Here is a 16882-nt window from a genome sequence, read left to right on the forward strand (position 1 = left end):
GCTCCTTACTTCCGGCCCGCGGTCTGCTCGACCGCGCGCACGATCTTCACGTAGCAGCCGCAGCGGCAGATGTTGCCGCTCATCGACTCCCGGATCTCCTCCGGCGATCCGGTGTGACCCTCCTGGATGCAGCCGACCCCGGAAAGGATCTGGCCGGGGGTGCAGTAGCCGCACTGGAAAGCGTCCTGATCGATGAACGCCTGCTGCAACGGGTGCAGCCGGTCGCCGTCGGCCAGCCCCTCGATCGTGGTGACCTCGGCGCCCTCCAGGCGCACCGCCAGCGTCAGACAGGCGTTGACCCGATGGCCGTCGACCAGCACCGTGCATGCCCCGCAGGCCCCGGCGTTGCAGCCCTTCTTCGAACCGGTCAGGCCGAACTGCTCGCGCAGCAGATCCAGCAGCGACGTGCGGTTGTCCACCGTCACCGTCCGCCGGGTGCCATTGACCGTCAACGAGACCCGGCTGGAGGGCGCCGCCGCTACGGCGCCGGCTTCCTCCCCGGAGAGGAACGTGCCCCCGATCACGCCGCCCGCAAGGACAACACCGCCGACCGCGGTACTGGTGGCGATGAAGGTACGCCGAGTGGGAGGTGGTGAGGGCTCGCTGGAGTCGGCGGGTGGTGGAACGGCGGATTCAGGAAGATCAGTGGACATGGATATGCCTTCGCATCACGGACGGATCGGCCGTACAGAGCGGCCCGGCAGGAGGCGGGATCGTCGTCGCCGCAGACGTGGGCGACCGCCGCTTCACTGCCGCGGCCGTCCATGTGGGGAGTCTGGCATCACAGGTAATGCCTGTGGCAGGGAGAGTTTTATCCCCCTCTTGGCGTTCTCACCCACGGGTAAGGGATGAATGAGCAGCCTACCGAGAACACATGGGGATGGCTCCTTACGGGCTGGGGGTCGGCCGCCACGAAGGGCCGGGCGGGCCGGGTGCGCCATCCAGGTAACCCGTATTCCGCGCGGGCAGCGAGTTACTGATGAGGGGTGTACTGGCAGTACACCCCAATTTGCCGGACTCGGGCTTACGGTCAGGTGTGTGGACAACCGTGACGAAGTCCGTGAGTTTCACACCTCGCGGCGCGCCAAGAGCATCCCCGAGCAGGCAGGGCTGCCGGCCGGCAACCGCCGCCGTCTCAGCAGCCAGGAAGGGGGGAGAGTTTTCATCCCCGAGGATTCTCACCCAGGAGGGAATTCTCCCCTTTGCAGGCTCGCGCGACAGTGGCAAGGTCGTGGACGTGACCGGAGAACGGAGCTGGTCACCTGAAAGCTCTCTCGTAATGAACCCGTTGGGGCGGGAATTCTCCAGCAGGCGCTTTCCTGCCTGAACCCCGGACGACGACCATGACCCCCACTTCCGACGCCTGTCACTTCCACCGGTTCGCGTTCCCCACTCGGCCCGCTTCCGTTCCCGAGGCACGCCAACGCACCAGCGCCGCGCTCACCGACCTCAGCGGCCCGCCCTTCCCACGTTCCCCGACGCCACGGCGACCGGCGGTCGCGGGCTGCGCGTCATCTGCGATCTGACCCACCAGGCGGGCGGATCCGCCTGGACTGTCCCGGATCCTGACGAGGTCGGCAAAACCGTCCTTGTCCGCCTGCCCACGTGCAGTGCTCACGCGGCCGGGCGGCTACCGGCCCGTCCCCCGTCGGAGAGCTGCGTGTCGCTGCTCGCGACGAACGCGTCCCGCGGGTGCTGAACCGAGGCGAGGGAGACCAGATCCCGGCCGAACAGGGCCGCAGTGAGCCAGACGGTCAGAACCCGGGCCTTGCGCTCCCAGGTCGGCACCGCCAGAACGTGATAACCCCGGTGCATCAGCCAGGCGGGAAGTCCCTTGATGACAAGACTCTTGTACTGGAAGATGCCCCGCCCCAGGCCCAGCGTCGCCACCACTCCCAGACTGCTGTGGCGGTAGTTGCGGACCTTGCCCCCGTGCAGGTCGGCTGCGATGTTCTTCGCAAGGCGCTTGCCCTGTCGTACGGCGTGCTGGGCGTTCGGCACCGTCCGCGCTCCCGGGGCGGACGAAGCCAGGTCGGGAACGGCCGCATCGTCTCCGGCCGCCCACACATCCGCCACCGGCTCGCTGTCGGTGCCCACCCGAAGATCGGGACGGACCACGAGCAGACCCCGCTCGTCGACCGGAAGATCGGTGTGATTGTGCACCACCGGGTTCGAGGCGTTGCCGGCGGTCCAGACGATCAGCGCCGAGTCGAACTCCTCCCCGCTGGAGAGCACCACATGCCCGTCCACGGCGGAAACCAGCTGCGTGTTCAGGTGGACGCGGGCGCCGCGGCGCTCCAGAGAACGCACCACCCAGGCACCGGGCTTGTCGCCCACCTCGGGCAGGATGCGCCCGCGGGCCTCGACCAGGTGGAAGGACAGGTCGTCCGGACTCAGCTCCGGATACGACTTCAGCATCGCAGTCGCCAGCGACAGCAGCTCGCCGAAACCCTCCACACCGGAGAAGCCGCCGCCCACGAACGTGACGGTGAGCAGCTTGCGCCGGTCGGCGCCCGGCGGCAGTGACGCCGCCTGGTCGAACGCGGTCATCAACCGGTCGCGGATGGCCACCGCCTCCTCCACGTGCTTCAGGCCGATCGCCTGCTGCGCGAGTCCCGGTATGGGGAAGGTGCGCGTCACGGCCCCGGCAGTGACCACAAGAGTGTCGTAGCCAAGGTCGTAGTCGGCGCCGTTGACAGGCCGCACGGTGATGGTCCGGTCCGCATGGCGGATGTCGGTCACGCTGCCGGCGATGAGGCGGGTGCTGCGCAGATGCCGCCGCAACGACACAGCAGCATGACGCGCCTCGACCGACCCAGCCGTCACCTCCGGCAGGAACGGCTGGTAGGTCATGTAAGGGCGCGGGTCGACCACCGTGACACACGCCTCGCCGGCACGCAGTAGCCGCTCCAAACCCCACGCTGTGTAGAAGCCCGCGTAACCGCCACCCACAATGACAATCTCACGCATGATTCCCTCAACTCATAGCCGACGTCACATAGACCGGGTCGCACAAACCGATGTGACAGGTAAGAAAAAAATCGGACGGCGATGTCGAGAACCCGTGACCGGCTCCGTCCCCGAGGTGAACGCGACCACAATGGGTCGCACCAGCACCGAGGAGAACCACGATGGCCAAGTACCTGCTGCTCAAGCACTACCGAGGCGCCCCGGCGGCGGTCAACGACGTGCCCATGGACCAGTGGACGCCGGAGGAGATCTCGGCGCACATGCAGTACATGCACGACTTCGCCGCCCGGCTCGAGAAGACCGGCGAGTTCGTCGACGGTCAGGCGCTCGCCCCCGAGGGCACGTGGGTCCGGTACGACGGTGAGGGGCGACCGCCGGTCACCGACGGCCCGTTCGCCGAGACCAAGGACCTCATCGCCGGCTGGATGGTGATCGACGTCGACAGCTACGAGCGCGCCGTCGAGCTGGCCGGGGAACTGTCGGCCGCCCCCGGGGCGGGCGGGAAGCCGATCCACGAGTGGCTCGAGCTGCGCCCGTTCCTGGCCGCGCCGCCCACCATCACGGAGTGACCTCACCGATGGACGAGGCCCTGCTCCGCAGCCTCACGCCGAGCGTGCTCGCCATCCTCGTCCGCCGCGGAGCCGACTTCGCGGCGGCCGAGGACGCCGTCCAGGACGCGCTGGTCGAGGCGGTCCGCGTCTGGCCGGCCGACCCGCCGCGGGATGCGAAGGGCTGGCTGGTCACCGTGGCCTGGCGCAAGTTCCTCGACCAGGCCCGGGCGGACACCGCCCGCCGCCGGCGTGAGGACCTCGTGGAGGAGGAGCCTGCGCCCGGGCCCGCGCCCGCGGTGGACGACACGCTCCAGCTGTACTTCCTGTGCGCCCACCCGTCGCTCACGCCGGCGTCCGCGGTCGCACTCACGCTGCGCGCCGTCGGCGGGCTCACCACCCGGCAGATCGCCCAGGCCTACCTGGTGCCCGAGGCGACCATGGCGCAGCGCATCAGCAGGGCCAAGCGCACCGTCTCCGGCGTCAGGTTCGACCAGCCCGGCGACGTCGCCACCGTGCTGCGCGTCCTCTACCTGGTCTTCAACGAGGGCTACTCCGGCGACATCGACCTCGCCGCCGAGGCCATCCGCCTCACCCGGCAGCTCGCGGCCCGGGTCGACCACCCCGAGGTGGCGGGGCTGCTCGCCCTCATGCTGCTCCACCACGCCCGGCGCGCCGCCCGGACCGCGCCCGACGGCAGCCTGGTGCCGCTCGCCGAGCAGGACCGCGGCCGGTGGGACACCAAGATGATCGCCGAGGGCGTCGACATCCTGCAGGCGGCCCTCGCCCGCGACCGGCTCGGCGAGTTCCAGGCCCAGGCCGCCATCGCAGCCCTCCACGCCGACGCGCCCACCGCCGAGGAGACCGACTGGGTGCAGATCGTCGAGTGGTACGACGAGCTCGCGCGCCTGACCGACAGCCCGGTCGTCCGACTCAACCGCGCAGTGGCCGTCGGCGAGGCCGACGGACCGCGCGCCGGCCTGGCGGCGCTCGCGGCACTGGACGACTCCCTGCCCCGCCACACCGCGGTGGCGGCGTACCTCCACGAGCGCGACGGCGACCTGGCGACAGCGGCACGGCTGTACGCCGAGGCGGCCCACAAGGCACCCAACCTCGCCGAGCGCGACCACCTGACACGCCAGGCCGCCCGGCTCAACACCAGCCGGTGACGGAGCAGGGAATCAGGGACGGGAAGCGCTCGGCGAGGGCCTCCGCGCCCAGGCCCGCCCTGGCGGCCGCGCCGGGCGCGAGATTCTGCACGAACACGTCCGCCCCGCCGAGGAGTTGGTCCAGCACCCGCCTCCCCCGCTCCGACTTCAGGTCGAGGGACAGGGACTCCTTGGAGCGGTTGAGCCACACGAAACAGCTGGACAGCAGCGGGTCCGCGGGGTGCTCGGTCATGCGGCGGCCTCCAGGAGCGGGTGTGCCCCGACGGTATTACCCACCCCGGCTCAACGCGCCGCCCCGGCTCACGCGTAGAACCGCGTCACGCTCTGCAGCACGCACGCCGGCTTCGCGCCGCCCTCGATCTCGATCGTGCCGTCGACGGTGATCTGCGCGCCGCCGGGGACGTCGTCGACCTCGGCGAGCCGTGCGACCAGGCGGATGCGCGAACCGGCCGGCACCGGTGCGGGGAAACGGACCTTGTTCAGACCGTAGTTGACCTTGGTGGTGACGCCCTCGACGTCGAGCAGCTCGGTGAACAGCGGGATGAAGAGCGACAGCGTGAGATAGCCGTGGGCGATCGGGCCGCCGAAGGGGCCTTCCTTGGCACGCTCGGGGTCGGTGTGGATCCACTGGTGGTCACCCGTCGCGTCGGCGAAGCCGTTGATGCGCTCCTGCGAGACCGTGATCCACTCACTGGTGCCGAGGTCGCTTCCGGCGAGCTTCCTCAGTTCGTCCAGGTCGTTGACGGTGATGCTCATGAAGGGTCCTGCCCTTTCGCTGGTGTCGGACTGCCGGTCCGTCCCGAAGCGGGCGCGGACGCGGGACTTGAGGAGCTTCCCCGAGGCGGTGCGCGGCAGGGTCTCGGCCACCACGACGGACTTGGGGATCTTGTACTTGGCGAGGCGCCCGCCCAGGAACGCGATCACCTCGTCGGTGTCGAACCGTGCGCCCTCCCGGGCCACGACGACCGCGCGGGGCACCTCTCCCCACTTGTCGTCGGGGATGCCGATGACCGCACACTCCACGACATCGGGGTGGGTGAGCAGGACGTCCTCGACCTCCGCCGGGTAGACGTTCTCGCCGCCCGAGATGATCATGTCCTTGAGCCGGTCGACGATCGTGACGAAGCCGTCCTCGTCGACCCGTGCGATGTCCCCGCTGCGGAACCATCCGTCGGCGAAGGCCGCGGCGGTCTCCTCCGGAAGGCCCCAGTAGCCGGCCATGACATTGGGCCCGCGCACCAGCACCTCGCCGGGCTCGCCGACCGCGACGGGTGACAGGTCGGGGCCGGCCACGCGGACGTCGGTGAAGAAGTGCGGGACACCCGCGGAACCGGCTTTGCTCACCGCGTGCTCGACGTCCAGGAAGAGCGTGCCGGGGGCGGCCTCGGTCATGCCGTATCCCTGCTGGAAGTTGAGGCCCCGGGACTGGTACGTCGCGATCAGCGAGGTGGGGACGGGGGCGCCGCCGCAGGTCAGTTGTCGTAGGGAGGACAGGTCGGCGTCGGCCCAGCCGGGCTGCCGGGCCATCTGGTCGAACATCGCGGGCACCCCGAACATGAAGGTGATCCGGTGCCGTTCGATCAGGTCGAGGGTTCCGGCCGGGTCGAAGGCGCCGACCATGACGCAGCTGCCGCCCTTGAGGAGCACGGGCAGGGTCAGCATGTTGAGGCCGGCCGTGTGGAACAGGGGCGCGGAGACCAGCGCGGTCTCGTCGGCGGCCAGGTCCTGGTCGACGAGGACGTTGATCGCGTTCCAGGTGAGGTTGCCGTGGGTGAGCATCGCTCCCTTGGCGCGGCCGGTGGTCCCCGAGGTGTACATGATCATGCAGAGGTCGTCGGGGCCGACCGGTTCGTCGATCGGGTCGTCCGGGGCTGCGGCCAGCAGTTGCTCGTAGGCGGCACCGAGTGGGACGCGGTGTTCGACGGTCGGCCGGGCGGCCCGGCCGCCTTCGCCGCCGTTGTCAGTGGCGTCGTACAGACTGGGGGCATGGATGAGGACGCGCGCTCCCGAGTCCGTGAGCTGGTGGTCGATCTCGGGTGCGGCCAGACGCGTGTTGAGGGGGACGAAGACGGCACCGAGGAGGCCGGTGGCGAACAGGGTCTCCAGGAAGGAGGGGTGGTTGGGGCCGAGATAGGCGACGCGGTCGCCACGGCGGATCCCGGTCGCGCGCAGGGCGTGCGCGAGCCGGTTGGTGCGCTGGTGCAGGCTCAGGTAGCTGAGGGTCTGCTGCTCGTGGATCAGGGCGGTGCGATGGGGGGTCTTGCGGGCACGGCGTGCGGGCCAGGACCCGATTCCCTCGTTGCGCATGGGGTGGTGCCCCCTTTCACGTGCCTGAAGAGCCGGTGGCGTCGGTCGCGGTGAGCCCGAGGAGGCGGGCGGCGTTGTCCTTGAGGATCCTGGGCCGTACGTCGTCCTTGATGGCCAGCTTGTCGAAGTCGGCGAGCCAGCGGTCGGGAGTCAGGACGGGGTAGTCGGAGCCGAAGAGGACCTTGTCCTTCAGCAGGGAGTTGGCGTACTGGACGAGCTGCGGCGGGAAGTACTTCGGCGACCAGCCGGACAGATCGATGTGGACGCCCGGCTTGTGCGTGGCGACGGCCAGGGCCTCGTCCTGCCAGGGGAAGGAGGGATGAGCGAGGATGATCTTCAGATGGGGGAAGTCGGCGGCGACGTCGTCGACGTGCAGGGGGTTGGAGTACTTCAGGCGAATACCGCCGCCGCCGGGGACGCCCGCGCCGATACCGGTCTGGCCGGTGTGGAACAGAGCGATGGTGCCGGTCTCCTCGATCACCTCGTACAGGGGGTAGGCGATCTCGCGGTCGTTGGGGAAGAAGCCCTGGATGCTGGGGTGGAACTTGAAGCCCCTGACGCCGTACTCCTCGACGAGCCGGCGGGCCTGTCGCACGCCGGACTTGCCGCGGAAGGGGTCGATCGAGGCGAACGGGATCAGCACATCAGGGTTGGCGGCGGCGGCCTCGGCGACCTCCTCGTTGGGCACGGGCTCGGTGCCGGTGGCGTGCTCGGCGTCCACGGTGAAGACGACGGCGGCCATCCTGCGCTCGCGGTAGTACGCGGCGGTCTCCTCCAGGGTCGGTTTCCGCTTGCCCTCGACCTTGAAGTAGGCGCTCGAGGCGTCGTGCAGCTCGTCGTCCAGTGACGAGGTGCCCTTCGAGGAGACCTCGGCGTGGGTGTGGACGTCGATGGCGACGAGGTCGTCGACGTTCATGACGGTGGTCATGGGCGGCCCTCGTAGCGGTGCGGAGGGGTGGCGGTGCTGCGGCTCATGGCGCTCATGTCCCTCAGCCCTCCGGGAACTTGGGCGCCGGGATGCCGACCGTCTGCGGCTCGCGGCCGACCGAGGTGTGCCAGACGTCGGCGATCGTCTCGGGGCGCCAGCCGCCGTCGGCGTAGGCGACGGCGGTCTCCTGTGGATGGGACCACAGCGCCAGCTTGTCGCCACCGATGCCGATGCACTGGCCGGTCACGTCCGCGGCGGCCTGCGAGGCGAGGAACGGGACGAGCGCGGCGCAGTCCTCGGCCGTGCCGAAGCCCTCGCCCTTGCGCAGGAAGTCCGGCAGGGCCTCACCGCGCCGCATGGCCTCGACGTACGGGGCGAAGGCGGGGATCGTCTCGGTCATCGCGGTCGCCGCCACCGGGACGATCGCGTTGACCGTGATGCCGGCGCGGGCGAGCTCCATGGACCAGGTACGGGTCATGGCGGCGATCCCGGCCTTGGCAGCCGCGTAGTTGGTCTGACCGAAGTTGCCGCGCTGACCGGCGGGCGAGCCGACCAGGATCAGCCTGCCGCCCTCGCCCTGCTCACGCATCCGTACCGCGGCGGCGCGGGCGCAGGTGAAGGTGCCCTTGAGGTGGACGCCGACGACGGTGTCGAAGTCGTCGTCGGTCATCTTCCACAGAACCTTGTCCCGCAGCACGCCGGCGTTGGTGACCATGATGTCCAGCCGTCCGTATGCGTCGACGGCCCGGGCGACCAGCCGGTCGGCGGCCTCGGCCGGGCCCACCGCGACGGCCTCGGCGACGGCCCGGCCGCCGGCCTGCGCGATGGACTTGGCGGCCTGCTCGGCGACGGCCTCGTCCACGTCGTTGACGACGACGGACGCGCTCGCGGCGGCCAGGGCGTGTGCGTAGGCCAGGCCGAGGCCCCGGCCGCTGCCGGTGACGACGGCGACCTTGCCGGTGAGATCGATGCTGGGCACAGGGGTCCCTTCCGAAGGAGGTGCGACGACGCGTCACAAGAGGGTGCGGCGACGGCGTTCGCAGGGAAGTGCGGCTACGAGATCGAAGCTAAGAGCAATAATTGTTGACGTCAATAGTTGTTGCCGTCCTTCGGGTGCGTCAGACTGGGACCAGCACACGCAACCGCCCCGCCCGGGGCCTCGACCAGGGAGCCCGCCATCGCCCGCCAGCAGCACGCCACGAACACCGCCCCGATCGATGCGAACGAGCCCTGGATGCGCGGACTGCACGCGGACACCGGCTATCTGCTGTACCGGCTCGGCCTGCGCTCCGGGCAGCTCTTCAACGGCTTCCTCCAGGAGTCGGGCCTGCGGCTGCGCCACTACGCGCTGCTGCGCTTCCTCGCCACGGCCGGGGGCGCGCTCCAGCGTGAGCTGAGCACCCGCCTCGGCTACGACCCCAGCGCGATCGTCGGTCTCGTCGACGACCTGGAACGCGCCGATTTCGTGGAGCGCCGCCCCTCCCCGGACGACCGTCGCAGCCGCATCGTGGTGCTCACCGAGAAGGGCCGGTCATTCCTGCGTGACACCGACGAGGCCGGACAGCGTGTGACGAACGATCTCCTCCGGCCGCTGGACCCGGCCGAACGGGAGACGCTGCACGACCTGTTGCTGCGCATCGCGGAGCCGGGGCTGTCCCGAGGCTTCACGGAGGGGTGACGCGGCACGATGACCCCGCGTTCGGCGCCCGACCGGCTTCTGGCGGTGCTCGGCACCTTCGACCACGATCACCCTGCGCTTTCCCTGACAGACATCAGCCGCCGGGCGGGGCTGTCCCTCACCACCGCGCACCGGCTGGTCGGGGCGCTGACGGCGTGGGGTGCGCTGGAGCGTGATCCGTCCGGCGTCTACCACATAGGGCTGCGGCTGTGGGAGGTGTCGGCGCTCGCACCCCGCGGTCTCGCCCTGCGCCAGGTCGCGCTGCCCTTTCTGGAGGACCTGTACGAAGCCACCCATGAGAACGTCGCGTTGGCCGTGCGCGACGGCTCGGAGGTCGTCTACATCGAGTGGATCTCCGCCCGTACGGCGATCGGCGTCCGCATCCAGGTGGGCGCCCGCTGGCCGCTGCACGCCACCGGGGTCGGCCTTGCGCTGCTCGCCCACACCGAACCGGAGTTCCAGGCCGCGTACTGCGCCGAGCCGCTCACCGCGTACACCGAGCACACCATCACCGACCCTGGCGGACTGCGCCGGGCGCTCGCCGAAGTGCGCCGTTCCGGCTGCGCCGTGAGCAGCCGTCAGGTCACCGACGATGCCCTGTCCGTGGCCGCGCCGGTGCGGGGTGCAGGCGCGGCGGTCGTCGCGGCCGTCTCCGTCGTCGTGCCCGTCCGGGACGCGCAGATCCCCGCGTTGGTCCCGGCCGTACGGCTGGCGGCGCGCGGAATCTCGCGCGCACTGGGCTGGCAGCCACGGCCGGAGCCCGAAAGGGCTTCCGTCTGACGGAAGCGGTTGCCGACACAGGCAGCCTGCACGAGTCCCGCTTCTGCGGGGCCGAGCGGTGCATGGGGCCGATCGCGACGGCTGAACCTGGCCCGACCAAGACGTTCAGCCCTCGCCGCTGTACCGAGTCCGCGCGCCGGCCAGTGGATCGCTGCTTGTCGAGCCACAGCCCGGCACGCGTTCCAGGTGTTACCCGGCGGCCTGCGCAGTCATCGACTCGGGGTAGAACTGCTCGACACGGTCGCGCTTGGTGTACATGTCCCAGTAGTACTGGGCAAGGTCGTCGGGGTCGACGATGGGGAACTGTGCACCGGCGTCCGCCGTGGCCGCGGATGCCGCCTCGCTGCGCGCGATCATTGCCCCGATGGTCAAGGCGCCAGCATGGACACCGGTGTCGGCCAGCTCACCGTTCAGGGAGTACAGGTAGTTGCGGGCGGCGACGGCACTGCCGAGCATGTCCGTGCCGAAGCGGACGCCCTCCTCCTCGGTGAAGATGCCGACCTCGATCGGGCGGCGGGTGGTGATGCCGCGTTCGTTCAGGGCGAGGCGGTTGACGCCGCGCAGGCCGGTGCGCTCGTCGTCGTACGCGCCGATCTCGGCGAGGTCCATCAGGACTGCCACAGGCGGTCGCCGTTGATGGTGATCTTGTCGGGGATGGGAGTTGTCATGACCTGTCTCCCTGAAAAGGTGTCGGAAACGGTGGGTGGTGGGTACTGCTCAGCCGGCAGCGGTGGCGACCGCGAGGCCGAAGCCGATCAGCGCGACGCCTGTGGTCCGCCCGAGCGCACGGTGGATCCGCGGTTTTTGAAGAACCGGCCCGGCCTTGGACAGCAGGAACACGCAGCTGCCCAGCCAAGCGAGGGTGAGGGTGCCGTGAAGGAGCACGAGGAGCGTCATAGCCCAGGCGGCAGGCAGCCCGGACGGTGCCAACGTGGGCAGCAGCCCGGTGTAGAAGACGGCGATCTTCGGGTTGAGGACGTTGCTGACCAGGCCGGTCCGCCAGGGGCTCCCGACGGCGGCAGGACCGACATCCGTTCGGCCGGCCGGTGCCGAGCGGCGGTGCTGCCACAGCGCCTGCGCGCCCAGGAACACCAGGTAGCCGGCGCCAAGGAGCTTGACGGCCGAGTAGGCCGCAGGCGAAGCAGCGAGCACGGCCGCGAGCCCGGACACGGTCAGCGCACCCCACAGCAGCAGTCCGGTCACGATCCCGCCCACGGTGCGCAGCCCGTCTCCGGGACCGGCCACGAGCGCACGTCGGGTCACCACCGCCATGTCCGGGCCGGGCACGATGGTCAGCAGCCCGAGGACACCGATCGCGGCCACGAAGTGGGTCAGCACGCTGCCGACCTCCTCCCGATCGAACTGATCGAACCGGTCGGCAGTGGGGGGATGAAGGGGTGGTGAGTCAACGCAGGGGTCCTTCAGGTGTCGCGTGTTCAATGACCAGTGGTGGAGTGCGGGTTGGCAGCAGTCCCCTCGGTGCTCAGCAGCACGACCACCGAGGACGGCCCGAGCCCCCATGCCCTACGGCGTTCCTCGGCTCCCACGCCGATGAGCGCCGCACGCAGACCGGCAAGCGACGCGGCCCCGCAGGGGCCCGAGGAGACACCGAGAGCAGCGAGGTCACCGGCCGCGCGGGCGCTGTCGGCGTCGGCGATGGCGACTGCGGCGTCCAGCCCGCCGCGCAGGTAGGGCCAGGCGATGCTGGACGGGGTGCCGCAGTTCAGTCCGGCCATGGTGGTCTCCCTCGTGGTGACGCTGACGGGTGCGCCGAGGGTGAGGCTTTCCAGGACACCCAGGGCCTTGAACGCGGGCAGCCCCGGACGGCACGACTCGTCCGTGACGAAGACCCGGCCGACTCCCCATGCATCCGCCGGCGACGGGAGTTCGGTCAGTGGGGTGGGCGCGCAGTCGGGCAGCGAAGGGTGGAAGACCCGCACCTCGGCGGGCGCGGGTTCACACCGCCGGGCACGGGCATCGGGACGCATGAACCACGGCGGCGTACGACAGGAGGAAGCGTTGTCAGACACACGATCAGGGTCCGATGCACCCTTACGATCGGCCCAGCGAATGTTTTCGATCTATACTCATCGGAAAAACCGAACTATCCAGCCATCGGTCCGCGAGGGCGAGGAGAGCGGGCTTCCCATGTTCGATCTGCACCGACTGCGCCTGCTCCGCGAACTCAGACACCGCGGCACCCTGGCGGCCGTCGCCGCCGCCCTCTCCTACGCCCCCTCCTCCGTCTCCCAGCAGCTCTCCCAGCTGGAAACCGAAGTCGGCGTCCCGCTCCTTGAGCCGGTCGGACGGCGGGTGAGGCTGACTGCGCAGGCCGAGATCCTCGTCGCCCACACCGAAGCGGTCCTCGAACGCCTGGAGCGCGCGGAGGCGGACATCGCCGCCTCCCTGACCGACCTGACCGGTACCCTGCGCATCGCCTCGTTCCAGACAGCCGCCCTGGCCCTCGTCCCGACCGCGCTCGGCCTGCTGCGTGACCAGCACCCGCACCTGCGCGTCCACGTCACGCACAGGGAGCCGGAAAAGGCCCTACCCGCTCTCCAAGCCCGCGACTTCGACCTCGTCCTCGCCGAGGAATACCCCGGCAACCCCAACCCGCGGCCCGCCGAACTCGAACAGGAAAACCTGCTCGACGACCCCCTGCACCTCGCCCTGCCGAAGCCGGCCGACACAGGGGACGCCGACGGCCCGACGGCGGCGCTGCGCTCACTCGCGGGCCACCCCTGGGTGATGGAACCCGAAGGCACCCCCGCCCGGCACTGGGCCATGACCCTGTGCCGCAACGCCGGCTTCGAACCAGACGTACGGTTCGAGACCACCGACCTCCTGCTCCACCAGCGCCTCGTCGAGCAGCAACACGCCGCAGCCTTCCTCCCCGACCTCGTCTGGAACGGACAACCCCCGACCGTCACCCTGCGCCAACTCCCCCGCGGCCAGCGCACACGCCGCATCTTCACCGTCGTGCGCCAAGGCCGCAGCCGGCACCCCGCCGTCCTCGCGTGCCGGGACGCCCTCCGCCGCGCGGTCACCTTCCGCTCCAACGAGGCACAGGGCAACGTAGCTCACCGTTGAGGCCCTGCGCGCGGACCGCCAGGGCGCGGCCGATCACGGGCACCGGATCACCGCGGCGATCGCCCGCCACGTGGCCCGCGCCGGCGGCACCGTCGACCAGCTACGCCCTCGCGGCCCATGCTGCCGTACGTGAACCCGCCGAACGGCATCGCGTGTTGGTCGCGCGCCTGCTCCGGTGGACCGGCATCAGGCGTCGGTGGCCGCGTGGACGCGTTGCCCTTCGACGAAGGTCTGCAGGACGCGGGTGGCGGTGATCTCTTCGGGCGGGCCCGCGAACGGGTCGCGATCGAGGACGACGAGGTCGGCCGCCTTGCCGACGGTGATGCTGCCGGTGGTGCCGTCGAGGTGGTTCACGAAGGCGCTGCCCGCCGTGTACGCGGCGATGGCGGTGCCCAGGTCGAGGCGCTGCTCCGGGAGGAAGACGGGGGTGCCCTCGGGCGCGTGGTGGGAGATCCGGTTGACGGCGACGTGGATGGCCTGGAGTGGATCGGGGCTGCTGACCGGCCAGTCGCTGCCCGCGGCCAACGTCGCGCCGGCGCGCAGCAGGTCGCCGAAGGGATACTGCCGTGCGCCGCGTGCCGCACCGAGGAAGGGCAGGGTCAGCTCGTCCATCTGCGGTTCGTGGGCGGCCCACAGCATCTGCAGGTTGGCACTCGCGCCCAGGGCGCGGAACCGGGGGATGTCGTACGGGTGGACGACCTGGAGATGCGCCAGGTGGTGCCGTGTGTCGCGCCATCCGTTGGCCGTACGGGCGGACTCCACGGCGTCCAGCGCCTCGCGCACCGCGCGGTCGCCGAGCGCGTGGAAGTGGACCTGGAAGCCGAGCGCGTCGAGTTCGGTGACGTACTTCCTCAGCTCTCCCGGCTCGACGAAACTGATGCCGCTGTTGTCCGAGGAGCAGCCGCAGCCGGTCAGATACGGATCGAGCATCGCGGCGGTGTGGTTCTCGGCGATGCCGTCCTGCATGATCTTCACGGTGCCGGCGCGGAACCGGCCTTGGTTCAACTCCTCTCGACGCGCGGCGAGTTCGGGGATCTGCTCGGCGCCGCGCTCGCGGTCCCACCACAGGGCGCCGACGACGCGGGCGGTGAGCAGGCCCCGGTCGAGGGCTGCCTGATAGGTGGGCGCCGGGTCGGCCATGTTGGCGTACGCCCCCACGATGGCGTCCTGCCAGGCGGTGACACCGTACGAGTGCAGCACGGCCTGGGCCCGGAGCAGGGCGGCGAGTTGCTCCTCCGGCGTGGGATCCGGCAGCAGCCTTCCCACGAGGTGGACGGCGCCCTCCTGGAGCATGCCGGTCGGGTTGCCGTCGGCGTCGCGCTCGATCCGGCCGTCGGCGGGGTCGGGCGTACGGGCGTCGATGCCCGCACGCTCCAGCGCCCGGCTGTTGACCCAGGCGCCGTGGTGGTCGCGGTTGGGCAGGAACACCGGGCGGTCCGGGACGATCGCGTCGAGGGCGGCGGCGGTGGGGGTGCCGCCGGGGAAGGCCTCCAGGGACCAGCCTCCACCGGTGATCCACTCGACGTCCGGGTGCTGATCGGCGTACGCCTTGATCCTGCGCAGGTACTCGGCCGCGTCGGCGGTGTCGGCGAGATGGCACAGCCCGAGCTCGATGCCCGCGCCCTGCGGATGGACGTGGGCGTCCTGAAAGCCTGGGAGCAGCAACTTCCCGGCGAGGTCGACGACTTCGGTGCGCGGCCCGATGAGCTCGCGCACCTCGTCGTGGCCGACGGCGGCGATCCGCCCGTCGCGCACGGCCACGGCGGTTGCGCGGCTGCGGGCGGGATCGACGGTGTGCACGGGGCCGCCCGTGAGGACGAGATCGGCCGGCCCCGTGACCTGGGGATGCGACATGGGGGTGAACTCCGTTGGGGGTGGTCAGACCGTCGTACGGCCCATCGGAAGGGTGAGGGACTCGGCGTCGGTGCCGCGCCCGGTGGTGAAGTACGGGGAATGCCTCACGTACTTGGCCACGGCGGCCATGCCCAGGCCGACGAGGACGATCACGGCGGGCAGCGAGAACATGAACCAGCCGTTGTCCGGGCTGAGTTCGAAGTGATCGCTCATGGTCAGGTACGAGTACCCGAGGTAGCCGCCCAGGCCCAGCAGGACCAGGCCGGACGCGGCGGGCACGCCGACGGCGAGCAGCGCCTCGCGCGCCCCTTCGCGCAGCGCGGAGCGGAAGCGCACGGCGCAGCCGAGCGCGGTGAGGCCGTAGTAGAGGGCGACGATCAGGCCGATGGCGTTGACGGCGGCCAGGAGCATGTCGCTCAGCTTGGGAATCGCGACGGCGAGCAGGGCGATCACGGCGGCGATGGTCATCACGGCGACCGTGCCGGCGGCGGGCGTGCCGTATCGGGGGTGGATCCGGGTCCACAGCGGTCCCATGGTGCGGTCGCGGCCCATGGCGAGCAGTCCACGCGCCGTGGGGATCAGCGTGGCCTGCACGGAGGCGACCGCGGAGAACATCAGCGCGACCAGGGGCAGGGTGGCCCAAGGCTCGGCGGCCAGCTTCTCCCCGAGGTACGGGAGCGCCTGGGGGCCGTTCTGGACGAGTTCGCCCAGGCTCATCTCCCGCTGGAAGGCGACCGAGGCGAAGAGGAACAGGCCGAGCATGGCGAACAGGGCGATGAGGCCTCCTCGGGCCGCGTCGCCCGGGCTCTTCGTCTCCTCGGTGACGCTGAAGGCCGCGTCCCAGCCCCAGTAGAAGAACACCGCGAGGACCATGCCCTGGGCGAAGGTGGTGCCGCTGGAGATCTCGAAGGGGTTGAACCAGGAGAGGGAGAAGGCGTGGTCGCCGGTGACCAGGGCCCAGCCGCAGAAGCCCAGCAGCACCGCGTACTCGAAGACCAGCAGCGCGAACTGGAACCGGGCGACTGCCCGCATCCCGGTGACGGCCATGGCGGTGACGGCGAGGAGTATCACCAGCCCGACCGCCGTGCTGACACCGGTGGACGTCGGATCGAGGGCCATGCCGGCGAGGCTGTGCAGACCGGCCTTGTTGGCGAAGATCAGGACGACCGAGCCCATGATCGCGCTGGTGTAGGCACAGAAGATGATCGAGCCGACCAGGGTGACCCAGCCGGTCAGGAAGCCGGGCCAGGGGCCGAGGGACTTGCCGACCCACACGTAGCCGTTGCCCATGTTCGGTTCCGAGCGGTTCAGACGGGCGTAGGCGGTGGCGATGCCGAGCACCGGCAGGAACGCCAGGAGCAGCAGCACCGGGGCCTGAAGGCCCACGACGGTCGCGATCGTGCCCATGCCGATGGCGATGCTGGTGGTGGCCGCGGTGCTGGACGCGGCGATGGCGATGCCGTCGACGACACCGAGGGATCGACGCAGGGCGGGGCCGGACCCGGCGGACGGGTTCGGCGGGGAGGACAGGGGCGGTGCGGACGACATGAAGGGCTCC

General features: G+C 70.5%; 15 protein-coding genes and 2 pseudogenes. 5 read left to right on the forward strand and 12 right to left on the reverse strand.

From position 1 onward, the window contains the following. Positions 1-5: 5 nt before the first annotated feature. Together ACFVJQ_RS26945 and ACFVJQ_RS26950 are read right to left on the reverse strand one after the other, a co-directional pair. Positions 6-653 carry a (2Fe-2S)-binding protein gene (locus tag ACFVJQ_RS26945; RefSeq protein WP_385787691.1) on the reverse strand — a complete coding sequence of 216 codons (648 nt, stop codon included), beginning with the start codon at positions 651-653 and terminating at the stop codon, positions 6-8. A gap of 961 nt (positions 654-1614) precedes the next feature. Beyond that, positions 1615-2970, reverse strand: a complete 1356-nt coding sequence (locus tag ACFVJQ_RS26950; RefSeq protein ID WP_385787694.1) for an NAD(P)/FAD-dependent oxidoreductase — start codon at positions 2968-2970, stop codon at positions 1615-1617. Between the two features lie 161 nt (positions 2971-3131). Here ACFVJQ_RS26950 and ACFVJQ_RS26955 point away from each other — a divergent pair, with 161 nt between their 5' ends. Both ACFVJQ_RS26955 and ACFVJQ_RS26960 read left to right on the forward strand, forming a co-directional pair. Beyond that, positions 3132-3539, forward strand: a complete 408-nt coding sequence (locus ACFVJQ_RS26955) for a YciI family protein (protein ID WP_385514556.1) — start codon at positions 3132-3134, stop codon at positions 3537-3539. Positions 3540-3547: 8 nt separating this feature from the next. Beyond that, positions 3548-4687 (forward strand): RNA polymerase sigma factor, encoded by a 1140-nt coding sequence (locus tag ACFVJQ_RS26960; RefSeq protein ID WP_385514597.1) that lies wholly within the window; start codon positions 3548-3550, stop codon positions 4685-4687. Here the strand turns inward: ACFVJQ_RS26960 and ACFVJQ_RS26965 are convergent. The 5 genes and pseudogenes from ACFVJQ_RS26965 to ACFVJQ_RS26985 form a co-directional block, all read right to left on the reverse strand. Continuing rightward, positions 4677-4889: pseudogene (locus ACFVJQ_RS26965) on the reverse strand (CoA transferase); the annotation flags it as partial. The gene ACFVJQ_RS26960 and the pseudogene ACFVJQ_RS26965 sit on opposite strands and share 11 nt — an antisense overlap. 98 nt (positions 4890-4987) lie before the next feature. Then, positions 4988-5443 (reverse strand): MaoC family dehydratase, encoded by a 456-nt coding sequence (locus ACFVJQ_RS26970; protein ID WP_385514598.1) that lies wholly within the window; start codon positions 5441-5443, stop codon positions 4988-4990. Positions 5444-5479: 36 nt separating this feature from the next. Continuing rightward, positions 5480-6994 (reverse strand): annotated as a pseudogene (locus ACFVJQ_RS26975) (long-chain fatty acid--CoA ligase); the annotation flags it as partial. Positions 6995-7010: 16 nt separating this feature from the next. Then, positions 7011-7910: an amidohydrolase family protein gene (locus ACFVJQ_RS26980; RefSeq protein ID WP_385514599.1), complete on the reverse strand. Its 900-nt coding sequence runs from the start codon at positions 7908-7910 to the stop codon at positions 7011-7013. Positions 7911-7983: 73 nt separating this feature from the next. After that, positions 7984-8901 (reverse strand): SDR family NAD(P)-dependent oxidoreductase, encoded by a 918-nt coding sequence (locus tag ACFVJQ_RS26985; RefSeq protein WP_385787697.1) that lies wholly within the window; start codon positions 8899-8901, stop codon positions 7984-7986. 255 nt (positions 8902-9156) lie between these two features. Here ACFVJQ_RS26985 and ACFVJQ_RS26990 point away from each other — a divergent pair, with 255 nt between their 5' ends. Beyond that, positions 9157-9600, forward strand: a complete 444-nt coding sequence (locus tag ACFVJQ_RS26990; RefSeq protein WP_385787700.1) for a MarR family winged helix-turn-helix transcriptional regulator — start codon at positions 9157-9159, stop codon at positions 9598-9600. Between the two features lie 9 nt (positions 9601-9609). Further along, the gene (locus ACFVJQ_RS26995) at positions 9610-10380 is read left to right on the forward strand and encodes an IclR family transcriptional regulator (RefSeq protein WP_385514559.1); all 771 of its coding nucleotides are present in this window, start codon (positions 9610-9612) and stop codon (positions 10378-10380) included. Between the two features lie 189 nt (positions 10381-10569). On the opposite strand, the gene ACFVJQ_RS27000 is transcribed toward ACFVJQ_RS26995, so the two are convergent. From ACFVJQ_RS27000 to ACFVJQ_RS27010, 3 genes are all read right to left on the reverse strand, one after another. Next, the gene (locus tag ACFVJQ_RS27000) at positions 10570-11001 is read right to left on the reverse strand and encodes a hypothetical protein (protein WP_385787704.1); all 432 of its coding nucleotides are present in this window, start codon (positions 10999-11001) and stop codon (positions 10570-10572) included. Positions 11002-11097: 96 nt separating this feature from the next. Next, positions 11098-11718 carry a LysE family translocator gene (locus tag ACFVJQ_RS27005; RefSeq protein ID WP_385787707.1) on the reverse strand — a complete coding sequence of 207 codons (621 nt, stop codon included), beginning with the start codon at positions 11716-11718 and terminating at the stop codon, positions 11098-11100. Between the two features lie 98 nt (positions 11719-11816). Beyond that, on the reverse strand, positions 11817-12410 hold the full coding sequence (locus ACFVJQ_RS27010; protein WP_385787710.1) for a pyridoxal-phosphate dependent enzyme: 594 nt from the start codon (positions 12408-12410) through the stop codon (positions 11817-11819). 118 nt (positions 12411-12528) lie between these two features. Between ACFVJQ_RS27010 and ACFVJQ_RS27015 the strand changes: the two genes are divergently transcribed. Further along, the gene (locus ACFVJQ_RS27015; protein WP_385787713.1) at positions 12529-13470 is read left to right on the forward strand and encodes a LysR family transcriptional regulator; all 942 of its coding nucleotides are present in this window, start codon (positions 12529-12531) and stop codon (positions 13468-13470) included. A 186-nt stretch (positions 13471-13656) separates the two neighbouring features. Here ACFVJQ_RS27015 and ACFVJQ_RS27020 read toward each other — a convergent pair whose 3' ends face one another. Together ACFVJQ_RS27020 and ACFVJQ_RS27025 are read right to left on the reverse strand one after the other, a co-directional pair. Continuing rightward, positions 13657-15324, reverse strand: a complete 1668-nt coding sequence (locus tag ACFVJQ_RS27020; protein WP_385787716.1) for an amidohydrolase — start codon at positions 15322-15324, stop codon at positions 13657-13659. A gap of 24 nt (positions 15325-15348) precedes the next feature. Beyond that, positions 15349-16872 (reverse strand): APC family permease, encoded by a 1524-nt coding sequence (locus ACFVJQ_RS27025; RefSeq protein WP_385787719.1) that lies wholly within the window; start codon positions 16870-16872, stop codon positions 15349-15351. Between the last annotated feature and the right edge of the window lie 10 nt (positions 16873-16882).

Source organism: Streptomyces sp. NPDC127197 (assembly GCF_042672405.1).
GTDB lineage: Bacteria > Actinomycetota > Actinomycetes > Streptomycetales > Streptomycetaceae > Streptomyces > Streptomyces flavusporus.